Annotated in this window: 21 protein-coding genes, 3 riboswitches and 1 other annotated feature; of the genes, 2 read left to right on the top strand and 19 right to left on the bottom strand. The window is 43.1% G+C overall.

What is annotated here, in order from left to right:
- Positions 1-350: 350 nt before the first annotated feature.
- The 15 genes from BTO28_RS06045 to zapA form a co-directional block, all read right to left on the bottom strand.
- Positions 351-578: an acyl carrier protein gene (locus BTO28_RS06045; protein WP_076764639.1), complete on the bottom strand. Its 228-nt coding sequence runs from the start codon at positions 576-578 to the stop codon at positions 351-353.
- Entirely contained in the window at positions 568-1,632 is a 1,065-nt protein-coding gene (locus tag BTO28_RS06040; protein WP_076764638.1) for an alpha/beta hydrolase, read from the bottom strand. The genes BTO28_RS06045 and BTO28_RS06040 overlap by 11 nt, the downstream gene beginning before the upstream one ends.
- Positions 1,619-2,587, bottom strand: a complete 969-nt coding sequence (locus tag BTO28_RS17250) for an ATP-binding protein (protein ID WP_076764637.1) — start codon at positions 2,585-2,587, stop codon at positions 1,619-1,621. The genes BTO28_RS06040 and BTO28_RS17250 overlap by 14 nt, the downstream gene beginning before the upstream one ends.
- 16 nt (positions 2,588-2,603) lie before the next feature.
- Entirely contained in the window at positions 2,604-3,302 is a 699-nt protein-coding gene (locus BTO28_RS17245; RefSeq protein WP_076764636.1) for an SDR family oxidoreductase, read from the bottom strand.
- Positions 3,303-3,308: 6 nt separating this feature from the next.
- Entirely contained in the window at positions 3,309-4,127 is an 819-nt protein-coding gene (locus tag BTO28_RS06025) for a 6-carboxytetrahydropterin synthase (protein ID WP_076764635.1), read from the bottom strand.
- 13 nt (positions 4,128-4,140) lie between these two features.
- Positions 4,141-4,710, bottom strand: coding sequence for a GTP cyclohydrolase I FolE (gene folE / locus BTO28_RS06020; protein ID WP_076764634.1), 570 nt, complete (start codon positions 4,708-4,710; stop codon positions 4,141-4,143).
- Between the two features lie 131 nt (positions 4,711-4,841).
- Positions 4,842-4,925: riboswitch (cyclic di-GMP riboswitch) on the bottom strand.
- 132 nt (positions 4,926-5,057) lie between these two features.
- Positions 5,058-5,141: riboswitch (cyclic di-GMP riboswitch) on the bottom strand.
- 135 nt (positions 5,142-5,276) lie between these two features.
- Positions 5,277-5,362, bottom strand: a riboswitch (cyclic di-GMP riboswitch).
- Positions 5,363-5,621: 259 nt separating this feature from the next.
- Positions 5,622-6,602, bottom strand: coding sequence for an electron transfer flavoprotein subunit alpha/FixB family protein (locus BTO28_RS06015; RefSeq protein ID WP_076764633.1), 981 nt, complete (start codon positions 6,600-6,602; stop codon positions 5,622-5,624).
- 28 nt (positions 6,603-6,630) lie between these two features.
- Positions 6,631-7,404 (bottom strand): electron transfer flavoprotein subunit beta/FixA family protein, encoded by a 774-nt coding sequence (locus BTO28_RS06010; protein ID WP_076764632.1) that lies wholly within the window; start codon positions 7,402-7,404, stop codon positions 6,631-6,633.
- Between the two features lie 18 nt (positions 7,405-7,422).
- Positions 7,423-8,196 (bottom strand): enoyl-CoA hydratase, encoded by a 774-nt coding sequence (locus BTO28_RS06005; RefSeq protein WP_076764631.1) that lies wholly within the window; start codon positions 8,194-8,196, stop codon positions 7,423-7,425.
- Between the two features lie 14 nt (positions 8,197-8,210).
- Positions 8,211-8,792, bottom strand: a complete 582-nt coding sequence (locus tag BTO28_RS06000; protein WP_076764630.1) for a TetR/AcrR family transcriptional regulator — start codon at positions 8,790-8,792, stop codon at positions 8,211-8,213.
- 103 nt (positions 8,793-8,895) lie between these two features.
- Positions 8,896-10,587, bottom strand: coding sequence for a long-chain-fatty-acid--CoA ligase (locus BTO28_RS05995; protein ID WP_076764629.1), 1,692 nt, complete (start codon positions 10,585-10,587; stop codon positions 8,896-8,898).
- A 202-nt stretch (positions 10,588-10,789) separates the two neighbouring features.
- The gene (locus BTO28_RS05990; RefSeq protein ID WP_076764628.1) at positions 10,790-11,197 is read right to left on the bottom strand and encodes a DUF350 domain-containing protein; all 408 of its coding nucleotides are present in this window, start codon (positions 11,195-11,197) and stop codon (positions 10,790-10,792) included.
- Positions 11,198-11,210: 13 nt separating this feature from the next.
- A complete protein-coding gene (locus BTO28_RS05985) occupies positions 11,211-13,565 on the bottom strand; it encodes an endonuclease MutS2 (protein ID WP_076764627.1) in 2,355 nt (784 codons plus the stop codon).
- Between the two features lie 24 nt (positions 13,566-13,589).
- Positions 13,590-15,296, bottom strand: coding sequence for a DNA polymerase/3'-5' exonuclease PolX (polX, locus tag BTO28_RS05980; protein ID WP_076764626.1), 1,707 nt, complete (start codon positions 15,294-15,296; stop codon positions 13,590-13,592).
- Between the two features lie 66 nt (positions 15,297-15,362).
- Positions 15,363-15,641 (bottom strand): cell division protein ZapA, encoded by a 279-nt coding sequence (gene zapA / locus BTO28_RS05975; RefSeq protein WP_076764625.1) that lies wholly within the window; start codon positions 15,639-15,641, stop codon positions 15,363-15,365.
- A 92-nt stretch (positions 15,642-15,733) separates the two neighbouring features.
- Here zapA and rnhC point away from each other — a divergent pair, with 92 nt between their 5' ends.
- Positions 15,734-16,651 carry a ribonuclease HIII gene (rnhC, locus tag BTO28_RS05970; protein WP_076764624.1) on the top strand — a complete coding sequence of 306 codons (918 nt, stop codon included), beginning with the start codon at positions 15,734-15,736 and terminating at the stop codon, positions 16,649-16,651.
- Positions 16,652-16,692: 41 nt separating this feature from the next.
- Here the strand turns inward: rnhC and pheT are convergent, their stop codons facing one another.
- From pheT to BTO28_RS05955, 3 genes are all read right to left on the bottom strand, one after another.
- The gene (gene pheT, locus BTO28_RS05965; protein ID WP_076764623.1) at positions 16,693-19,107 is read right to left on the bottom strand and encodes a phenylalanine--tRNA ligase subunit beta; all 2,415 of its coding nucleotides are present in this window, start codon (positions 19,105-19,107) and stop codon (positions 16,693-16,695) included.
- A 14-nt stretch (positions 19,108-19,121) separates the two neighbouring features.
- Positions 19,122-20,156, bottom strand: coding sequence for a phenylalanine--tRNA ligase subunit alpha (gene pheS, locus BTO28_RS05960; protein WP_076764622.1), 1,035 nt, complete (start codon positions 20,154-20,156; stop codon positions 19,122-19,124).
- A gap of 43 nt (positions 20,157-20,199) precedes the next feature.
- Positions 20,200-20,433 (bottom strand) — a binding site (T-box leader).
- Positions 20,434-20,479: 46 nt separating this feature from the next.
- A complete protein-coding gene (locus BTO28_RS05955) occupies positions 20,480-21,235 on the bottom strand; it encodes a TrmH family RNA methyltransferase (RefSeq protein WP_076764621.1) in 756 nt (251 codons plus the stop codon).
- Between the two features lie 92 nt (positions 21,236-21,327).
- Between BTO28_RS05955 and sspI the strand changes: the two genes are divergently transcribed.
- Entirely contained in the window at positions 21,328-21,531 is a 204-nt protein-coding gene (sspI, locus tag BTO28_RS05950) for a small acid-soluble spore protein SspI (RefSeq protein ID WP_076764620.1), read from the top strand.
- A gap of 53 nt (positions 21,532-21,584) precedes the next feature.
- Here sspI and BTO28_RS05945 read toward each other — a convergent pair whose 3' ends face one another.
- Positions 21,585-22,670, bottom strand: a complete 1,086-nt coding sequence (locus tag BTO28_RS05945; RefSeq protein ID WP_076764619.1) for a M42 family metallopeptidase — start codon at positions 22,668-22,670, stop codon at positions 21,585-21,587.
- Positions 22,671-22,673: the final 3 nt, after the last annotated feature.

Here is a 22,673-nt window from a genome sequence, read left to right as displayed (position 1 = left end):
TTAATCAAATTCCTCGGCTGGACAACGTATTCTGCCAGGTAGAAGTGTATGACCCAATATAGGGAGATCAACAGATTTTGCTGACCCGATTTAACCTGTAAGCCGAAGAAATAAGACGAGCACGATTAGAAAACACGGTAAGGGCATAGTTCCACCACTTATGCCGTACAGCTGCTAGATCTTTATGGAGACACGGCTGTCATATGTGTCATTGCATTTAAGCTAGAGACTAAAAAATGGCGATTTTGATCAGAACAATCTTAATCAGCCGTTATCTTTGTTTCTCTTTCAAAAATATATATTATTAATTTTATTATGCATCGATGGTTCATAAAAAGTGCCTGTATTTCTCAACCTCGTGTAAGCAGATTGTACATGCTTCCCACAGTTGCCAGGTCATCATTGCTTTGGATTTTATTTAGTTCCACACCAAATTTTGTATGAACTTCAAGAATTAAATTGACCATTTGGAGAGAATCAATACCTAGGTCATCTTTAAACGAAGAATGTTCTTGAACATCTTTTAAAGGAATGTTGGAAATCTTAGAAATTACTATTCTTAAATTATCAAGCGTCATGGGCCTCGGTACCTTTCATAAACCAATTTATTGTTAACTGCCGGATCTCTGGCAGTTTATAATTACAACAGTGTCCTTCTTCTTCGTATTCCTTAAAGTATTTTCCGTTTGGTAACTGATCGTATAACTTGTAGATTTTCTCGGAGGACACCATTACATCTTGTTTTCCATGTACTAATAACACAGGGTTTCGAAAACTCAAGCCTTCAAAAGAAGGAAGCATGTGTCCTTCCCCTTTTTCCAAAATATACTCTGTACGCTCAATAAAGTAATCCGGTAAACGTATTTTCTCATTCACAAATGCAGGTGATACTGCAACAGCTTTAGTTATTTTAGGATTACAACTTCCGTAAATAGCCCAGGAAGCGCCAGAGCTTGTACCAAATAAATAAAGCGGCAGATGTGGAAATTGAGTATGAGCGTAATCTATTATTGCATCAATGAATATTTGCCAGCGCTCAGTTGTTCCCCTGACTCCACAGTCCATGTATGTTTGTCCTTGTCCCGGTCCATCAAAGCTAACTGTAATGAAATTATTTTTCAAAAAATCCATTTCATACGTATAAAGTTCTTCTTTTGCCGAGTCGATCGGGTTTATAATCATAATCACACCAATCGCGCTATGCGGAACCCGTACTCTTCCAAAACATTTCTTTTTTTCAATTTCAAATTGAACATATTCTGTTTTATACGGTGATAATTCGTCCGCTTGATAAAAGGCATGTAAACTTTCTTGGAGCCATGATCTTTTTTCTTCATTTCTTTCCGGTATCAGCCAGTACATCAGCTGATAATAAAGACCAGCTATTTGAAAACTGCATTCAGCTTCTTCTTTGAAGTCCGCCCCTATCGCGTCTGCAAGGGATTGTTTTGCAAGCTCCTGCCAGCCCTTCATCCATCTATCTTTCGTTAAAAAAGACTCGCGAATCCTATTCAGATGAGCCTCTTTCACACCATGTGCTTTCCATCTATCCCAAAACCCTTCAATTAAAGAAGCCGTTACAAGGGTCTTGTCCATTGTAGATAAACATTTTTGATTTTCATCCTGTCGCATTCAATTCGCCTTCTTTCTCCTTACTTATATCAAACGTCAAAATGAGTGTGGATCCTCTGGAAGAGGTATACAATAATACTTGTTTTGACATTTTCATCATAAGTGTAAAGCCTTGTCCCATCGACTTTTTCGTGGAGTATCCGGCTAACAAAGTAGTGCGAGGCAAATCCTCTAAATTAAATCCCGGACCATTATCCTCGATTATAAATCTGATTTCATGATTTTTTTCATCCTTGATCAGCGTCATTTTTCCTTCTTCCGCATGTTTAATCGTATTCGTAATTGCTTCCGACAATAACAACAGCCAGCTCATAATAGTTGATTTGCTAACATTCTCTGATTCAAGGCTCTGTTTAGCTAAATTTCGGCACTCAGGTATGTCGGAACGATTCTTTATCATTCCTTTACAAAAGACCGTTCCTTGTCGATAGGTGTTCACTTCTTCTTCTGAAATAAGTAAAAACTTCTCTTGTGTGGCTGCGAAAATAACATCTCTGTAAATGACCCATTTTGGATCCATTTGTGTGTTCGAATCAACTTTATTGTCATGAACAGCCGCTTCATAAGACATAGAAAACAAATCCGTTTTGTGCATTTCATACGCTTTTAATAATGCATTTTGTATATCCGGATTAACATCCAAGTTTTTCACTTGAAGTGGAATATTGTGTTTCAACTTATTCCATTTCAGCATTTGTTCACTTAAATAGAGAAGGTATTCATATTGATTTTCTTGATTAGAGTCATCGAAAGAGAGTTGTGAGAAAGAATGATAGAATAGTGCCGCTCCCTCATCTGAATGCAAGCCCACATATTGCCCTAATTTTTTTGCAAGGAAACCTCTGTTTGTCATATAAAAAATGTCTAGGTATGGTAATTGTGGAGGAAGAGACGGAGCACTAAAATTCGGTTCTTTGGAAGAATCTTTAAAAACTTTTTCAATAAACCGTCTCAAAGCATAACCTCCCTCCTTACAAAATGCCTAAAGGAGGCATAATAGTAACTTCGTCCACATAGGCGCCAGACGGTTGAGTAATGATGTTCAATAAATGTTGTGCAACTGTTTTTGTTGGAATCATATTCGATAACTCTGGTTTTGGTTCAATGCTATCCCAAAAACTACTGCTGACAGCCCCCGGCAAAACAGCTGTAACCTGCACCCCTTTTTGCCGCAATTCTAGTTGAAGTACTTTCGTTAACCCGTACAAACCAAATTTCGAAGCAGAATAGGCTCCTCCCCCCGCCAAGGCAGTTGTGCCTGCGATCGAGATTAAATTTAAAATATGCCCCTTCTGCTGCTGTGCCATATGCTGTCCAAAGTACTTGCACAGTAAATACGTCCCGCGTAAATTTACAGCAATCATTTGATCAAATTCATCTGTTGTGGAATCGATAACACTTGCAAATGTCCCAACTCCGGCACTATTGATTAGTACATCCATCGTGCCAAATTGTGCGGCCGCCCGTTCGAAAAATACTTTAACAGATGTTTCACTCTGAACATCCAGCGGGATTTCCAATAGATTTTCACCGACATGTAACTGACTGCTGCGGCTTCCAAGTACTAAATTTGCACCAGACTCTTTCAATAGCTCGGCTGTTTCTTTTCCGATCCCTTTGCTGGCACCTGTAATGACAACTGTTTTCCCTTTCAATAATTCACTTGTCATTCGCTTCTACTCCTTATCCGGCCCGTAATATTCGAAATAGTTTTTTTCCGTTTCGTATAAGCCGATTTTGTAGAGATTTTTAAGCTCAGAGGATAATAAGTCCCAGATCACGACCGTGACATTTTCCGATGTGGGATTTAACTCTTTAAATTCCTCTGTATCTAAGTTCAAATGTTTATGGTCAAATTTTTGCATAATCTCTTTCTCAACAAGGCTGTCAATATCGGCAATATTGGCTGTCATCCCTGTGATCGGATCTGGTTTACCGCTAACCGTTACTTCCAAGTAATAATTATGTCCATGCCCATAAGGGTTGTTGCATTTTCCAAAAAGCTCCATGTTTTCTTCATCACTCAATTGATTGCTGTGCAGCCGGTGCGCTGTGCAAAAGTGATATTTTCTCGTTAATCGAACCACTTCTTCATCCTCCTTTTCTGAATATAGAAAATCGTTCTCATACAGTCTAATTTTATGAAGATCGCAATGATCGATCTTCCCATCCAGTGAATTCCATATATAATCTACAATCACTTCTGTCGTTGGAATCTTTTCTTGAAAATATTTATGTTCTTTATTTAAAAATTTCCCGTCTAATTCATCTTGAACAAATGATTTAACTACTTTATCAATATCGGTAATGTTCACCACGATGCCTGATGTTTTGTCCAGTTTTCCTTTCACCATGACTTCCAGCCGGTAATCATGACCATGACCGCTTGGATTGCTGCATAACCCAAAGACGGTTTTATTTTTTTCCTCACTCCACTCGTCAATCCGATAAGAATGAACAGCAGAGAAGAACATTTTTCTTGAAAGATAAAGCATATTGGATCTCCTCCTATTCACCTCTTAATAGAGCCTGTTCAAACTCCCGAACCAATGAGATATCTTCTTTGAAAGCACCTTTTTTAATCGTCGTAACAGTGGAACTGCCTGGTTTTTTTACACCGCGGGCACACATGCAAAGATGCTGTCCTTCAACAGTGACCATTACCCCATCCGGCTGAAGAACATTTGTGATCGCGTCTGCAATTTGCTGTGTCATACGTTCTTGAACTTGGGGTCTTTTTGATGTAAGTTCTACCAGACGCGCAAATTTACTTAATCCAACGACACGTCCATTCGGAATATAAGCAATATGAGCTTTCCCAAAGAACGGTACAAGATGGTGTTCACAGAACGTATAGTATGTTATATCTTTCACTACTACCATTCCTTCGTATTGCTCTTCGAACGTTGTAGTTAATGCCTGCTCAGGAGCTATGCCTACTCCAGAAAATACCTCTTCCAACATCTTCTTAACACGTTTCGGTGTTTCCTTTAAACCTTCACGGGCTGGATCTTCTCCAATTAATTCCAAAATGGATTCAATATGATAATCTAATCCTTTTTTTAGTTCAATGCTCATTTCGATTCCTCCTGAATTTTATACATTTTAGACGAAAAAAACCCACCAAAAAGAATGGTGGGCGTATACGAAGAAGAGATCGTGTTACAAAAAATTGCAAACTTTCCCTTTGTTCATATATTCCAATCCTTTTCGGCAACCCGGCGGTCATAGCTTTAAGCCTTAGACCCGTAGCTTTGCGTCCTTATCTTTCGATAAGTTTGCCATTATCGTAGAATTACTACTTTTTCTCTACTTCGTGCATTTGTATGCAAAAAAGCCCACCAAAAAGATTGATGGGCGTATACGAAGAAGAGATCGTGCAAAAAAACTGCAAACTTTCTCCTTTGTTCATATATCCAATCCTTTTCGGCAACCCGGCGATCATAGCTTTAAGCCTTAGACCCGTAGCTTTGCGTCCTTACCTTTCGATAAGTTTGCCACTATCGTAGAATTACTACTTTTTCTCTACTTCGTGCATTTGTATGCAAAAAAGCCCACCAAAAAGATTGGTGGGCATATACGAAGAAGAGATCGTGTTACAAAAAAATTGCAAACTTTCTCCTTTGTTCATATATCCAATCCTTTTCGGCAACCCGGCGATCATAGCTTTATTTGCCTTAGACCCGTAGCTTTGCGTCCTTACCTTTCGATAAGTTTGCCATTATCGTAGAATTTACTGACAATAATATAGTGCTTCTGTCATGATTATATTCCTGTATTTTTTAAAAAGCAACATATTTTTTTCTGAAATTTTATAGTTTTAGTTATATAGTATTAGCTGTTTGAGGAAGCCCATTCATGGCTAGCAAAAAGGAATTTTTCTATATAGCCAATTCCAGCAAGTAAGTTCCCTGTTTTCCAAACATAAAAAGCGTGCAGACAAGGATTTTCAAACCTGTCTACACGCTCGTTTCAAAAACTGTTTCTTTTTAAACCTGTGCAGCTTTTATTTTTTTAAATTCCTCCGTCAGCATCGGCACGACTTCAAACAAGTCACCGACAATGCCATAATCGGCGACATTAAAAATGTTGGCTTCAGGATCTTTGTTAATGGCGACAATCACTTTTGAATTGGACATGCCTGCTAAATGCTGAATCGCTCCAGAAATACCGCATGCAATGTATAAATCAGGCGTAACCACTTTACCCGTCTGTCCGATTTGCAAGGAGTAATCACAGTAGTCGGCATCACATGCACCACGTGAAGCGCCGACTGCACCGCCAAGAACATCAGCCAGTTCTTTAAGCGGTTTAAATCCTTCCTCGCTTTTCGCACCGCGTCCACCGGCGATAATGACCTTTGCTTCGGATAAATCAACACCATCCGCTGCTTTGCGGACCACATCCTGAATAACCGTACGTAAATCTGTAATAGATACAGAGATTTCTGAGACATCACCAGTGCGCGATGTATCTTTCTCAAGCGGCTCAATATTATTCGGGCGAACCGTTGAAAAGACGACACCTTCTTTTGCCGTGATCTTTTCAAATGCTTTTCCTGAATAGATTGGGCGAGTGAAGACAATTTCCCCGTCTTCTTCCCCCACGAATGTGGCATCCGATATTAAACCAGCTCCGATTTTTGCCGCGATTTTTGGAGATAAATCTTTTCCAAGGGCGGTATGACCGAAAACAATTCCTTCCGGCTGCTCCTGCTCCACGACCGCCATAAATGCCTGTGAAAACCCATCGGACGTATACTGTCCAAGCTTTTCATCTTCAACGGTCAACACTCGGTCCGCTCCGTATTGAATCAGTTCATTTGCTAGGGATGCGACTGAAACGCCTATTAACACGCCGATGACTTCGCCTCCCTGTGCCACTTTTTTACCGGCAGCAATCGCCTCAAACGATACGTTGCGCAGTTGTCCGTCCCGCGCTTCCCCCAACACCAATACTTTTTTCCCCATAAAAAAGCCCCCTTTTGTTAAATAGAATTTAAATGACTTTCGCTTCAGAACGGAGCAGGCTGATAAGCTCTTGTACCTGATTGGCTATATCCCCTTCAAGAACACGGCCTGCTGCTTTATTCGGCGGCAGGAAAATATCCAGTGTCTTCGTTTTAGCTTCAACATCTTCTTCTTCAAGGTCAAGATCATCCAGTTCTAATTCTTCCATCGGTTTTTTCTTCGCTTTCATAATGCCTGGAAGGGATGGATAACGCGGTTCATTTAACCCTTGTTGACACGTGATGAGCAATGGCAGCGACGTTTTAATTTTTTCTGAATCCCCTTCAACATCACGCGTAATAGTAACATCGGTTCCGTCAATGTCAATGTTTGTGATCGTCGTTATATACGGAATGCCAAGCATATCAGCTACTCGCGGTCCAACCTGGCCGCTCCCTCCGTCAATCGCAACATTCCCGGCTAAAATAAGGTCTGCTTCTTTATCTTTCAAATATTCCGTTATAATCCGTGCTGTTGTATATTGATCGCCTTCTTCAATGTCATCTTCCGTGTTAATCAAGACCGCTTTATCCGCTCCCATAGCAAGAGCAGTGCGAAGCTGTTTTTCCGTTTCATCGATGCCGACTGATACGACGGTTACTTCGCCGCCTATTTCATCACGAATTTGGATCGCTTCTTCAACGGCATATTCATCGTACGGATTAATAATAAATTCCGCTCCGTCATCTTGAATTCGACCGCCGGTAATCGAGATTTTTTCTTCCGTGTCAAAAGTTCTTTTCAACAAAACGTAAATGTTCATCCTATTCCCTCCTATTAATTAGCGGCCTTTAAATTCCGGTGGACGCTTTTCGATAAATGCCTGAATGCCTTCTTTCGCATCATCCGATGAGAAAACGGTTCCAAAATAGTCCGCTTCTTTTTCAATGCCTTTATAATATTCGGCATGTTTCGCATAATTCAATAATTCAATGACAGCATTGACGCTGACAGGGCTTTTGGCCGCTATGGTTTGTGCCAGTTTTCGTGCTGAAGGAAGCAGCTCCTCCTCTGAAAATGCAGCGTTGGCAAGTCCCCATTGAACGGCTTCTCTTCCTGATATCGGTTCACTTGTCAGCATCATTTCTGCCGCCTTAGCCATACCGACATAGCGGGTAAGACGCTGCGATCCCCCAAAGCCCGGTACAATACCGAGCTGGAGTTCCGGCAAACCAAGTTTCGCATTTTCAGTGACATATCGGATATGGCAGCTCATGGCCAGTTCCAGTCCACCGCCGAGTGCTGCTCCGTGGATCGCCGCGATAACTGGCTTTGGAAATGATTCAATTCGTTCCATAACACGCTGTCCTCTTGCAGCCACTTTAGAAAACTCTTTTGCTGTTGATATGGTGGTAAACTCTTTAATATCGGCGCCCGCAGAGAAAAAACGTCCATCACCAAATAAAATAACCACCCGGATATCCGGCTCATTCTCGATTGTATCGAGCGCCTGCTCAATTTCTGAAATGACCAAACCGGCAAGCGCATTTGCCGGTGGCCGGTTGATAACGATTTCCGCGATATGCTTTTCTTTCGTTACGGATATGTAGGTCATATTCTCACTCCTTTTTAGGCTGAAAATCCATTCAACAGCATATCTGCGACTTCTGGTGCTGACGCAGCAAGATCATATTTTTGATCGTTCATCACCCATGTTGTGATCATTTCGTCAATCGTCCCAAAAATCATTTGCCGGGCAAGACGAATGTTCAAATTGCTTCTGAACTCTCCGCTGTCGATTCCACCTTGTAAAATACGATCGATTAGCAGCAAGTACTCTTTCAGCACTTCATTAATTTTCAAGCGAAGCTCTTTATTGGACTGCCGCAGTTCCAGCTGGGTTACAACGGCGAGATGCCGATCTTCTGATAGAAAAGAAAAATGATTTTCAACCAGCAGAAGCAGCTGATCCGAAGCTTTTGATTTTTCATTCATGATTTGCCCTGTTTTTTCAACGAATGACCCCATCTTTTCTTGAAAAAGGGAAATAAGGATATCCTCTTTATTTTTAAAATATAAATAAATCGTTCCATCCGCTACCCCGGCCTGCCGGGCAATTTTGGACACTTGCGTTTGATGGTAGCCGTTTTCAGCAATTGCAATAACAGCGGCATCGATGATTTGATGATATTTTGGTTTGTTTTTTTTCATGTAAACAAGCCGCCTTCCCGATCGAAATAAATGAATGACTATTCATTCATGGTTTTATCTTACAGCCAATTTTTGATTTCGTCAAGTCGGCGGCTCTGAAAAATCAACCGATCTGCTCTTCTGTCTTTTTCTTTTCTTCTTCTATTAAAGAACGCCGCAAGATTTTCCCGACAGCTGTTTTTGGAAGCTCATCGCGGAATTCATAAATTCGTGGAACTTTGTAAGCAGCGAGATGTTTCCGGCAATAGTTGTCCAGTTCTTTTTCGTTAACGTGATGTCCTTCTTTTAGGACAATATATGCTTTCACTGTTTCACCACGGTACGGATCCGGTACACCTGCAACAACCGCTTCCTGGATTGCCTCATGTTCGTATATAACTTCCTCGACATCGCGTGGATAAATATTAAACCCGCCTGCAATGATCATATCCTTTTTCCGGTCCACAACGTAGAAATACCCCTTTTCATCCATATATCCGATATCTCCGGTTAAAAACCACCCATTATGGAACGACTGATCTGTTTCATCCGGGCGGTTCCAATAGCCTTTCATTACTTGCGGTCCTTTTACTGCAATTTCTCCCAGTTCCCCTGGTTTTTCAACGGGTTCGTTCGTCTGCAAGGAAACAATCACCGCATCTGTGTCCGGCCATGGAACCCCAACACTTCCCTTTATCCGATCTCCCCAAATGAAGTTCGCATGTGTCACCGGTGACGTTTCCGTAAGGCCATATCCTTCCACAAGCTTTCCGCCGGTGATGTCTTCAAACTTTTGCTGGACATCAACTGGAAGCGGAGCTGAACCGCTGATACACGCATCGATTGATGACAAATTGTATTTGGTCATGTCTGGGTGATTTAAGAGCGCGATGTAAATGGTCGGTGCCCCAGGGAAAATAGTCGGCTTTTGTTTTTGGATTGTTTTCAGCGTCGTTTTCGCATCAAACTTCGGCAGAAGCAGCATTTTATATCCTTGCATGACCGATAAAATCATGACCGTTGTCATGCCGTATACATGAAAAAAAGGAATGATGCCGAGCAGTGTTTCTTCTCCAGGGCGATATTTATACATCCATGCACCGCACATTGACGCATTCGCCACCAGGTTTTTATGTGTTAACATAACCCCTTTTGGAAAACCTGTCGTGCCACCTGTATATTGTAAAACGGCGGGATCATTTTCAAGATCAATGTCCAATTTCTCTTCTTTTGCAGCTGGCTCCTCCATGATCTTTATAAAATGATGATTATTGTTCCGATTTTCAATGTGCACAACGATGCCGGTTTGCTTTTTTTGTATATACGGGTAAATGATGTTTTTTGGAAATGGCAGGTAATCTTTGATAGCGGTTACAATAATGTGTTCAAGTAACGTACTGCTGATGATTTTTTGAATGCGTGGATATAATAAGTCGAGTGCAATAATTACTTTCGCGCCACAGTCTTTTAGCTGATATTCAATTTCCCGTTCTGTGTATAACGGGTTAAACTGTACGACGACAGCTCCAGCATACATAGCACCGTAAAAACTAATGACTGCCTGCGGACTGTTTGGCAGCATAATCGCCACCCGGTCTCCTTTTTCAACACCGATTTTTTTCAAATAGGCGGCTGCCTTTAATGCGGATTCATACAACTCTTTGTAGGATAGTTCTTTGCCGAGGAAATGAATGGCGGTTTTCTCTCCGTACTCAGCTGCTGCTTTTGTTAAAAAAAGCGGAAGCGGCTGTTCCGGGTAATCAATCGTCACCGGTATTTCCGGCGGATAATGAGCAAGCCACGGTTTTTCAGACATCTTCATCCACCCCTTTGTCAGAAGAATACGTACTCACACATAAGTATAATGAATACTCGTTCATTATACAAGTAAATAAAAAGCCGTCAGAAGACAGCTTTTTAATTTATAAACATATAAATGATCCCGATCAGCAAAAATGCAGCGCAGCATCCCAGCAGTACTTTTGCCAGTGTTTCCATGTGTCGTTCCTCTTTTCTGTTTATAGAAGCGCGGCGCCTATCATATAGGATAACCCCGCTGAAATAATGAAAGAAATAAAGCCGACAGCCCGGTTATCTCGTTCGATTTCTTTATCGACATTAAAGCCGGGTGTTAAAAATTCAAACATAAAGTACCCGATCAGCAATAAAACAAACCCGAACACACCCCAGCCGGCCATCATCAGCACAGAGTCATTATGCAATATGGAGTGGCGGAATACGTTGGCAATCCCGAAGATTTTTCCGCCTGTTGCCATCGCCACCGCCATGTTGCCATTCTTAATTTCCTCCCAGTTCCGGTAAGATGTGACGAGTTCAAAAACAGCGAGACAAATAATGATACAAATTGTCGCAATGCTGTAATAACCGGCAAGCTGTACATATTGATTTTCCCAAAAACCGGTCACATTGTCAGCCTCCTTATTTCAATTCAGCGACCGTTACACCGAGTCCGCCTTCCCCCGCTTCGCCAAAACGAATGTTTTTCACCATGCGATGTTTCGTCAAATACCCGCGAACACCTTTCATCAGTGCCCCCGTCCCTTTTCCGTGAATAATCGACACTTGATGGTACCCGGCGAGCAATGCATCATCCAAATATTTCTCCACACGGTTAAGAGCATCTTCATACCGCTCCCCCCGTAAATCAAGCTCCGGTGAAACATGATGTCCCTTGCCACGAATCGTCGCAATCGGTTTTGGCTCTTTCTTTTTCTCCGATTTAATAAATTGCATATCGGATTCAGCCACTTTCATTTTGATGATGCCCATCTGGACAATCCATTCATCGTCCGCTGCTTTTTCGATAATACTTCCTTTTTGACCGAAGCTGATCACTTTTACTTCATCGCCCGGTTTCCAAAGACGTTTCGCCGGTTCAATCGCCGGTTTTTTCTCTTTTTGTTCCGGTATAGCCCCTTCAAGGCGCTTTCTTGCATCAATCAGTTCGTGTTCCTTAACATTCGCGCCTCCAGCTAAACGAAGCGCACGCAAATCACGCATGACTTCTTCCGCTTCTGATTTTGCTTTTTCAATAATTTCAGCTGCTCCCGCACGCGCTTTTTCTTCTAATTTCTCTTTTTGCTCATGATAGGCAATGACTTCTTTTTGCAATTCCCGGTGTAATTTTTCCGTATCGCGCAAATAATCGCGTGCATCCTGTGCATCTTTTTCGGCCTGTCGTCGGCTTGCATCAAGCGCCGCAATCATGTTATCGACTTCATGAGAATCTGCGCTAATCATATTTCGAGCCCGTTCAATAATCGCTGAATTAAGACCAATACGCTTTGAAATTTCAAACGCGTTGCTTCGTCCTGGAATTCCAATTAGCAGCCGGTACGTCGGGCTCAATGTTTCAACGTCAAACTCCACGCTTGCATTAATCACGTTGTTGCGATTGTAGCCGTACGCTTTCAATTCCGGATAATGAGTCGTCGCGATAATTCTCGCGCCTCGTCCAATTACATCATCAAGAATCGAAATAGCCAATGCAGACCCTTCCTGCGGATCCGTCCCGGAACCGAGTTCATCAAATAAGACGAGACTTTCATGTGTCACTTCTTTTAAAATACTTGAGATATTCACCATATGAGAAGAGAATGTGCTTAAATTTTGTTCAATGGACTGCTCATCCCCGATATCTGCGAAAACAGACTGAAATATTGCTGTTTCCGATCCATCTTCCGCCGGAATAAAGAGACCGGACTGCGCCATTAAAACCGATAAACCCGTCGTTTTCAGCGTCACGGTTTTACCGCCTGTATTGGGCCCGGTAATGACGATGGCTGTGTAATCTTTGCCGATCACAATATCACTCGGCACCGCTTCATCAGCCGGCAAAAGCGGATGGCGTGCCTGAATGTAGTGAATATAGCCCTCTTCATTAATAATCGGTTTCGTAGCGTTCATTGAGCGGGCAAACTTCCCTTTAGTAAAGATAAAATCGATTTCCGACAGCATTTTCGTCATTGTGAATAACGCCGGAGCATGTTCAGCCGTCTCCATAGTCAATTCACGCAAAATTTTCTCGACTTCATACTGCTCTTTTACGGTTAATTCACGAAGTTCATTGTTTACATTCACAACGGACGCCGGTTCCACGAATAACGTTTGTCCGGATGATGACTGATCGTGAACGATGCCGCCGTAATGCGAGCGATATTCCTGTTTCACCGGGATAACATAGCGGTCATTCCGAATCGTAACAATGGCATCAGAGAGCATTTTTTGTGCATTTTGTCCACGTGTTAAGCTCTCCAACTTGGAGCGGATTCGTGATTCCGCTGACCGCATGCCATGTCGTATGTGACGCAATTCATCACTCGCTGAATCAAGTACACGTCCATTTTCATCCACCGTCCGCTTAATCTTATGTTCAAGATCCGTAAGTACAGGGATGACTGCCGTTTTTTCCGGTAAAATACGAAGCGTCACCTGTCCTTCCGATCTGACATCTTCAATAAATTGGCGGATCTGCCGGCTTGCAAAAATCGTACTGGCAATGCGGACAAGTTCCACACCGCTCAAAGTGCCGCCAATTTGCGCACGCTTTGCATGAGAACGAACATCGTAAATGCCATCCAGAGGCACATTCCCTTTTATCCGGATCACAGCTGCCGCTTCTTCCGTTTCATCAAGCCATAGTTGAACTTCTTCTGCACGAACTGACGGTTTTAGATCTTCCGCAAATCTTCGCCCGATTTCTGATGAGGCATGATGGGCAAGTTTTTCAATAATCTTGTTGTATTCAAGTGTTGCCAGCACTTTTTCGTTCAAGTCTAGATCACTCCTTAAAAGGCATCAATTGCTGCGCAAAAAGGAAAGTAACTGCTCTTTCGGCCATGTGTTCACAACTGTTTCCGGACGGAGCCAGCCTTTTCGCCCTGCACTTGCACCTGTTTCCATAAAATGAAGATGTTCAATTGCGTGAGCATCTGTATTAATAAATATTTTCACACCGGCGTCCTGAGCCATTTTTAAATGATCGGCCGATAAATCAAGACGATGCGGATTTGCATTGAGTTCCAATGCTGTATTCGTTTCAGCAGCGAGTTTTACAAGCTCCTGCATATCGACTGAATAGCCGTCCCTCCGTCCAATGATGCGCCCGGTTGGATGAGCGATCAATTTTACATACGGGTTGTGTAAGGCTTTTTTAAGCCGATCCATAATCTTTTTCTGCGGCTGTGAGAAATTTGAATGAATCGATGCGATGACAAAATCAAGCTGTTTAAGTACATCATCATCATAATCCAGCGAACCATCCGGTAAAATATCCATTTCAATTCCGGAGAACACTTCAATGTCGCTATATTTTTCATTCAACTCTTTTATTTCTTCGTTTTGACGAAGAAGACGTTCTACGGACAAACCATTTGCCACTTTTAAATATTGTGAATGGTCGGTAATCGCCATATATTCGTATCCAAGTCGACGGCACGCTTCAATCATTTCTTCTATCGAAAAAGCGCCGTCTGACCAGGCGGTATGCATATGCATGTCACCTTTTATATCGGAGAGTGAGATTAGCGTGCCTTCTTTATATTTATCTGTTTCTGTCCCGTCTTCACGAATTTCCGGCGGAAACCATGGAAGACCAAGATGTTTGTATACTGCTTCTTCCGTATCAAATGTTTTCACGGATCCGTCCGGCTGTTCGATGCCGTACTCGCTCACTTTTTCATTACGTTCTTTTGCGATCTGGCGAATTTTTACATTATGATCTTTTGATCCGGTAAAATGTTGGAGCGTACTCGCGTACTGTGCCGGTTCCACAATACGAAAATCAATCGACACGTCAAACTCTCCATCAATGATGATTGAGACTTTCGTCGGTCCAGCCGCAATAATTTCCTTTATCCCCGGAATAGCGAGGAGCTCTTCTTTTACTTTTTCCGGTTCCTCTGTTGCAATTATAAAATCAAGGTCTTTTACCGTTTCACGCAGACGGCGTAAACTGCCAGCACGTGATGACCGGCTTACTCCCGGCATTTCTTCTAAGTATGTCTCGATTTTTTCTGCAACCGGCAGCATATATGCTATCGGAAGACGATCCGGACGTGTCCCGGCTTTTTCAACTGCGGCGAGAATTTTCTCTTCCGTTTTCGACCCAAATCCAGCAAGTTCCCGTACACGGTGCTGCTCACACGCTTCCTTCAATTCTTCCATATTCGAAATGCCTAGCTCTTTATACATTTTGGCAATCTTTTTCCCGCCAAGTCCAGGAAGGCCGAGCAATGCCACGAGTCCTTCAGGCACTTCACCCGAAAGCTCAGTCAGCACCATCGATTCACCTGTTTCGATATATTCGGCAATGACAGAAGCAGTCCCTTTCCCAATTCCAGGAAGCTTTGTGAAATCCTCAATCTCAGACACACTGCGGTCATCTGCTTCCAGTGCAGCTGCTGCTTTTCGAAATGCAGATATTTTAAAAGGATTATCACCTTTTAATTCCATGTATACAGCGATTTTTTCCAAAAGACGGATAATATCTTTTTTATTCACCATGTGCATGCACCTCTTTCATTAATAGTAGCAGAAAAAAACTCCTCTACCAAATTGGAGAGAAGTTTTTCAGCCATTGGCGGCATTTCTGTTTTTCACTCGGCTTACTTCCATTTTCATTTCCTGCAGTTCTTCTTCTAATTTTAAGTAGTCGCTCACCATATTAACAGCGGTCAGCACTGCTATTTTTTGCGTATCCAGTGAGGCATTACGGGCGCCGATTTCGCGCATTTTTTCATCAACCATTTCCGTTACGCGGCGTATATGGTATTCTGATTCAGTTCCCACAATGGTATACTGATACCCGTAAATGTCAACTGTTAGGCGATTTCTTTGTCCGTTCGACAAGGTTACGGCCCCCATTTCTCATGCAATCCTGTTATATATCATACCACGACAGTTTTAGTGTGAAAAGGATGAAAGTCAGGAGGTTTGTCAAATTGAGTCATACTGTATTAGTTGTTAACAATGAAACATTGGAAAAAATGAAGAATCATTATGGTGTTCCTCCCAAACTTCCGGCTGGTGCAGTTTTTGCAGCGAAAGCGGACGGCTGTTCTGTGACAGGCTACCGTTCGGGGAAAGTGCTCTTTCAAGGAAAGAATGCGGAATCCGAATCATCAAAATGGGCGGGTGAAACAGCAGCCCCTAAGAAAAAGTCAGTACCGAACGCTGTTTTGCCGGATGGATTTGCATCCATGTCGGTTATAGGAAGCGACGAGGTCGGAACAGGTGATTATTTCGGACCGATTACGGTTGTTGCCGCTTATGTAGAAAAAAGCCGTATTTCAGAATTAAAAGCACTAGGCGTTCGGGATTCGAAAGATATGAAGGATCCTGAAATCATTTCTGTAGCAAAAAAACTGTTAAAGGACATTCCATACAGCCTTCTCATCCTTCGCAATGAAAAATACAACGAGCTGCAGGAGAGTGGTATGTCCCAAGGGAAAATAAAAGCGATTTTGCACAACCAGGCACTCTTCAAACTCCATGAAAAAATAGCACCCGAACTGCCGGAAGCTGTGTTAATTGATCAATTTGCTGAAAAAGCGATTTATTATAGACATTTGAACGGTCAAAATGTGATTGTTCGCGATAACGTGTTTTTCAGCACGAAAGGGGAAAGTATTCATATCGCCGTCGCTGCGGCATCGATTCTTGCCCGCTATGCGTTTTTAAAAGAAATGGATAAACTTTCAGAAGAAGCAGGGTTTCCCATTCCAAAAGGAGCAGGTCAGCTTGTTGACGAGGCAGCCGCCCGTTTAATTAAAACTTACGACGAGAGCATCCTTCGTCATTTTACGAAACTTCATTTTGCCAACACAGGAAAAGCGAAGAGCATTGCCCGGAGTAAATAAACAAAAGGACCCGATCGGCATGATCGAGTCCTTTCTGATTATTATCCGCGCAATTCAGCGTCAGCCTGTTCTTTTAATGCAATGAGTACTTTCTCATGAACGGCTGTTACTTCTTCATCCGTTAACGTTTTTTCCGGATCGGCATATGTCAATGCAAATGCGACGGACTTTTTGCCCTCTTCCATGCGCTGGCCTTCATATACATCAAACACGCGAACACTTGTTAAAAGTGACCCGCCTGCATGCTTAATAACAGCTTCAAGTGCCGCTGCTTCTACTGTGCTGTCCACAACAAGAGCGATATCACGGCCGATTGACGGGTAGCGCGGAATCGCTGCATAGGAGAGGTCTTCACGTGCTGCATGCAACATTACATCAAGCTTCAATTCAAAAAGATATGCTTCTTTTACATCTACTTCTTTTGCGAGTGACGGATGAAGCTGGCCGATAAATCCTACCGGTTCAGAATCAAGCAATACTTCTGCCGTACGGCCAGGATGGAAACCGGCCGGCGCCGCTTTCTGGAATGTCAGGCGGTCTTGAAGTCCGATGCGGGCTGCAAGTCCCTCAACGATTCCTTTTACCGTAAAGAAATCAACAGCTTTCTTTTCCCCCTGCCAAAGGTGCTCATGCCACATGCCTGTGACAACACCCGCAAGACGCTCTTCTTCTTTCGGCTGTACATTCTCGCCTTCGTTTAAATAAATAGAGCTTGTTTCATACAGAGCGACAGATGCCATTTGTCGGGCATTATTGTACGCTGCAGCTTCAATCAAATGCGGCAGTAAACTTTGGCGCAAAAACGCTCGTTCTTCACTCATAGGCATCGAAAGTGCTACAGGTTCACGTTGTTCAAGCGCAAATTCAGATGCGCGTTTAGAAGACGTGAGTGAATACGTAATCGCCTGGTTAAAACCTGTTCCCTCCAAATAACGGCGGACAATGCGGCGTCCAAGCTGATAAGGAGACAGTGAACCGGGCTGGACAGCTCCTTCCGGTAAAGTGAGTGGAATATGGTCATAGCCATATAGACGTGCCACTTCTTCTGTTAAATCTTCCGGAATCGCAATGTCGCCACGGCGTGTTGGCACCGTAACGGTAATTTCACTGCCAACCGTTTCTGTTTCAAATTGCAGACGGCGGAAAATATCTTCTACACTATCCATTTGAAGATCAGTTCCAAGAACAGTATTTAATTTTTCAAGCGTAATGGAAACTTGTTTCTGTTCCATGCTCAAATCCCCTGCAATGACAGATCCTGAAAGAACCGTTCCGCCTGCCAGATCTGCCATTAATTCAGCAGCACGATCACATGCAGCCTGAACGCGGGATGGATCTACCCCTTTTTCAAATCGGGCGCTGGCTTCAGAACGAAGCACATGGGCTTTCGACGCTGTACGCACGATCTGTCCGTCAAAGTAAGCAGATTCAATTAAGACGTTTACGGTTCCTTCGTGTACTTCAGAGTTTGCGCCACCCATAACGCCCGCCAGTGCTACCGGTTTTTTCCCGTCTGTAATCACGAGCTGATCGGAAGACAGCGTCCGTTCTGTATCATCAAGAGTAACGAATTTTTCCCCGTCAGCCGCACGGCGGACAACAATTTCTTTTGAACCAAGACGGTCAAGATCAAATGCGTGAAGCGGCTGGCCATATTCCATAAGGACATAGTTCGTTATGTCTACGACGTTATTATGTGGACGAACTCCAGCATTCATTAAATACGTCTGCATCCAGAGCGGAGATGGACCAATTTTCACGTTTTTTACAACACGTGCAATGTAAAGCGGATTATCCGCTGGCGCATCAATTCGAATGCTAATCGAATCCGCCGATTTTTCATCTGCTTCAGCAGGATTAGGTTCAGGCAGTTTAACGTCACGGTCTAAAATAGCTGCTACTTCATAAGCTACGCCAATCATGCTAAGAGCATCTGAACGGTTCGGGGTGAGTGACAGTTCCAAAATCGCATCGTCTCGGTTGAGCGCCTCGAGTGCATCTTCACCAGGCGTCACATCGTTCGGGAAATTAAAAATACCTTCTGCGTATTCTTTCGGTGCCAAACGGCTTTCAATGCCCAGCTCCTGCAATGAGCAAATCATGCCATTTGACTCTTCACCGCGCAGTTTCGCGCGTTTAATTTTGAAATTGCCCGGCAGCACAGCACCTGTTTTTGCAACGGCTACATATTGCCCGGCATCAACATTTTTCGCACCGCAAATGATTTGCACCGGCTCATCTTCACCAATATCAACGAGGCATTTGTTTAATTTATCCGCATTAGGGTGCTGTTCACGCTCTTTTACATACCCGACGACAATATTTTTCATTTCGGAAGCAGGTGTTTCCACTCCTTCAACTTCAATGCCGGCACGTGTAATTTTTTCCGCCAGTTCCTGCGGTGTAACGCCGGACAGATCGACGTACTGTGCCAGCCATTTATATGAAACAAACATATGAATCCTCCTTTTTATTCATGTACCGAAAATTGTTTTAAGAAGCGTAAATCATTTGTGTAAAAATGGCGGATGTCATCAATGCCGTATTTCAGCATCGCGATACGCTCCTGTCCCATTCCGAATGCAAATCCCGTATATTTTGTCGAATCGAAACCGGCCATTTCCAATACGTTTGGATGAACCATGCCGGCACCAAGAACTTCAATCCAGCCTGTTCCTTTACAGATCGAGCAGCCTTTTCCACCGCACATGCAGCTTACATCTACTTCAACAGACGGTTCTGTAAACGGGAAAAAACTTGGACGGAGACGTATTTCACGGTCTGCACCGAACATCTTTTTCGCAAAAACATCCAGTGTCCCTTTCAAATCGCTCATTCGAATGTTTTCACCAACAACAAGCCCTTCAATCTGTGTAAATTGATGAGAGTGAGTCGCATCATCACTATCTCGTCTGTACACTTTACCCGGGCAAATAATTTTAACCGGGCCTCGCCCTCCATGTTTTTGCATTGTCCGTACCTGAACTGGTGATGTGTGCGTCCGCATTAACAGTTCAGGTGTAATGTAAAATGTATCCTGCATGTCACGTGCTGGATGGCCTTTTGGTAAATTTAACGCTTCAAAGTTGTAATAATCCTGTTCTACTTCAGGTCCTTCCGCAACGGTATAGCCCATTCCGATAAATAAATCTTCAATTTCTTCTGTGATGCGTGTTAGCGGGTGCTGTGCTCCTATTTTTACCGGGCTGCCCGGCAACGTTACGTCGACGGTTTCCAGTGCGAGCTGCTGTTCAATGGCAGCTGCTTCAAGCACCGTCTGTTTCTCTTCAATTGCATTCGCAATCGTTTCGCGCACAACATTGACGAGCGCCCCCATTTTTGGACGTTCTTCGGCGGAAAGTTTCCCCATCCCTTTTAACACTTCAGTTACCGGCCCTTTTTTGCCAAGATACGCAACGCGAATATCGTTTAACTCTTTTAAGTCCGCAGCCGCAGCAATTTTTTCAAGAGCCTGGCTTTGCAGTTCGTTTAACTGTTGTTCCACATTTGTTCCTCCTTTTTTACAAATAAAAAAAACCCCGTTCCCGGAAAGGGACGAGGCTTTGATTCGCGGTACCACCCTTTTTAACGCGCAAAAACACACGCGTTCACTTCATTCGGATAACGGCTGTTTAAAACCGGTGTGCCTTTACGCTATAGCGGTCCAAGCACCAGCTCAGGAGGTGAACTTCTTCCGTCTCTTTTTAAAAATGCTTTCAGTCTGGGGCATTTTCTCCCTAAAAAAAGAGTTGAGGCGTACTTTTCTCCGTCACAGCCTTTAATTTATCAAATTCTCACTCATTATTATAGACAACACTTTTTTGAAATTCAATTGTTTTCCCGAAAATGATAAAGAAGAATGCCGGCTGCGACCGCTACATTGAGCGATTCACTTCGGCCAAAAATCGGAATATATATATTTTTTGTTGTCTTTTGAAGCAATTCCGGCCGGACACCGCTTCCTTCATTACCGACTAACAACGCAAATGGACCAGTCTTTTCACTTCGGTAGTCAGATGCTCCTTCAAGAGCTGTCCCATATACCGGAATATCACGGTCCATTATTTGCTGAATGGCTGCTTCCAAGTCCAGATTGATGATTGGCACATGAAAGTGGCTTCCCTGAGCGGAACGCAGTACTTTTGGATTATATACATCCGCAGAACCAGAACCGAGTACAACAGCATCAATCCCCGCCGCGTCAGCTGTACGGATCATCGTTCCGATATTTCCCGGGTCCTGCACCTCGTCGATTAATAAAAAGGTGCTGCCCTCGCTTAGTTCTGTTTGGCTTGATTTCCGGCATACCGCAAAGACACCCTGGCCATTTTCTGTATCAGATAATTTTGCAGCGGCTTCCGATGACACCATTGTCACATCAAGATCATCTATGTTCCATGATGGCGGAATGACAGCTTCTTCTGATAGTAAAAGTTCCTCAATATATGGTTTATACTTGAGCGCTTCTTCCACTAAATGAAAACCCTCTAATAAGTAAAACCCTGTTTTATCACGTTCTTTTTTTGTTAGTAATTTTTTCACTTGTTTTATGTGCGGATTGCTCGCCGATTGGATATAGTTCACGATTAGAATCCCCTTTCGTCGATTCATTATAGCATTTTTCTGTATAACATAAGCCACTCCGGTCAAAATAAGAGCAACAAGGAGGGGAAAAAATGAATTTACGAAACGCAATCATAAACAATTTGCAAGGCCAAAATCCGAATCAGCTGTCTGAAACGATTCAAGACGCCGTTTCAAATGGAGAAGAAAAAACGCTGCCTGGTCTTGGCGTTATGTTTGAACTCTTCTGGAAAAATAGCCAGCCTAATGAAAAGCAAGCCGTTCTTCAAAAAATGGCCACTGCTCTTCAATCTTGAGCGCTTCGCTATAAGGAAAAGAGGCCTTGCTGAAAGCAGCGGCCTCTTTTTTATTAATCAAACGTAATGGTATTAACTGTTTCGCGGTCAAGGCGAAGAATCACTTCACCGAGAAGTTTCACAGCGTTTTCGTAATCATCACGATGAAGCATTGCTGCATGTGAATGTATATAGCGTGTTGCAATCGTCACTGACAGCGTTGGAACACCGTTTGCGGTCTTATGGATTTCACCGGAATCCGTACCGCCTCCAGCCATTGAATCAAATTGATATGGAATTTCGAGTTCATCAGCCACATCCGTTACAAAATCACGTAGCCCTTTATGAGACACCATCGAAGCGTCGTACAAAATAATTTGCGGCCCTTTTCCCATTTTCCCCATCGCTTCTTTTTCCGTCACACCTGGTGTATCCCCTGCAATCCCGACATCCACGGCAAATGCGATATCCGGTTCAATCATATGTGCTGATGTTTTCGCCCCACGCAATCCGACTTCTTCCTGCACTGTTCCGACACCATACACAATATTTTCATGCTGTTTATCCTTAACATATTTCATTACATCAATGGCAATAGCACAGCCAATCCGGTTGTCCCAAGCTTTTGCAAGCATCATTTTTTCATTATTCATGACCGTAAACTCAAAGTATGGCACGACCATGTCACCCGGACGAACTCCCCATTCCGCAGCTTCTTCACGGCTTGACGCACCGATATCGATAAACATATCTTTAATATCAACTGGTTTTTTACGCGCTTCTGCCGGTAGAATGTGCGGAGGTTTTGAACCAATGACACCCGTCACATCGCCTTTTTTCGTTACTATTGTTACGCGCTGTGCAAGCATGACCTGGCTCCACCAGCCGCCTACTGTTTGAAAACGAATAAACCCTTTATCATCAATGCGGGTTACCATGAATCCAACTTCATCCAGATGGCCGGCGACCATAATTTTCGGTCCATTTGCATTACCTGTTTTTTTAGCGATTAAACTGCCAAGCCCATCCGTTGTCACGTCATCTGCGTACGGTTCAATATATTTTTTCATTACGCCACGGACTTCACGTTCATTTCCGGCAATGCCTTTTGCATCCGTTAATTCCTTCAGCATCCTTAACGTTTGATCAAGTTTCTTCATTAA

This window comes from Domibacillus epiphyticus, assembly GCF_001975785.1.
Classification (GTDB): domain Bacteria; phylum Bacillota; class Bacilli; order Bacillales; family Domibacillaceae; genus Domibacillus; species Domibacillus epiphyticus.
Note: the sequence above shows the minus strand (reverse complement) of the source record. Positions and strands in the feature narration are given on the sequence as shown.

Excerpts from the sequence above, each read along its gene's own strand:
- polX (WP_076764626.1), bottom strand. The coding sequence starts at position 15,296 with ATGGTGAATAAAAAAGATATTATCCGTCTTTTGGAAAAAATCGCTGTA.
- BTO28_RS05995 (WP_076764629.1), bottom strand. The coding sequence starts at position 10,587 with ATGTCTGAAAAACCGTGGCTTGCTCATTATCCGCCGGAAATACCGGTG.
- BTO28_RS06040 (WP_076764638.1), bottom strand. The coding sequence starts at position 1,632 with ATGCGACAGGATGAAAATCAAAAATGTTTATCTACAATGGACAAGACC.
- BTO28_RS17245 (WP_076764636.1), bottom strand. The coding sequence starts at position 3,302 with ATGACAAGTGAATTATTGAAAGGGAAAACAGTTGTCATTACAGGTGCC.
- BTO28_RS06005 (WP_076764631.1), bottom strand. The coding sequence starts at position 8,196 with ATGACCTACATATCCGTAACGAAAGAAAAGCATATCGCGGAAATCGTT.
- BTO28_RS06000 (WP_076764630.1), bottom strand. The coding sequence starts at position 8,792 with ATGAAAAAAAACAAACCAAAATATCATCAAATCATCGATGCCGCTGTT.
- BTO28_RS06015 (WP_076764633.1), bottom strand. The coding sequence starts at position 6,602 with ATGGGGAAAAAAGTATTGGTGTTGGGGGAAGCGCGGGACGGACAACTG.
- BTO28_RS06010 (WP_076764632.1), bottom strand. The coding sequence starts at position 7,404 with ATGAACATTTACGTTTTGTTGAAAAGAACTTTTGACACGGAAGAAAAA.
- sspI (WP_076764620.1), top strand. The coding sequence starts at position 21,328 with ATGAATTTACGAAACGCAATCATAAACAATTTGCAAGGCCAAAATCCG.
- folE (WP_076764634.1), bottom strand. The coding sequence starts at position 4,710 with ATGAGCATTGAACTAAAAAAAGGATTAGATTATCATATTGAATCCATT.
- BTO28_RS06025 (WP_076764635.1), bottom strand. The coding sequence starts at position 4,127 with ATGCTTTATCTTTCAAGAAAAATGTTCTTCTCTGCTGTTCATTCTTAT.
- BTO28_RS06045 (WP_076764639.1), bottom strand. The coding sequence starts at position 578 with ATGACGCTTGATAATTTAAGAATAGTAATTTCTAAGATTTCCAACATT.
- pheT (WP_076764623.1), bottom strand. The coding sequence starts at position 19,107 with ATGTTTGTTTCATATAAATGGCTGGCACAGTACGTCGATCTGTCCGGC.
- BTO28_RS05945 (WP_076764619.1), bottom strand. The coding sequence starts at position 22,670 with ATGAAGAAACTTGATCAAACGTTAAGGATGCTGAAGGAATTAACGGAT.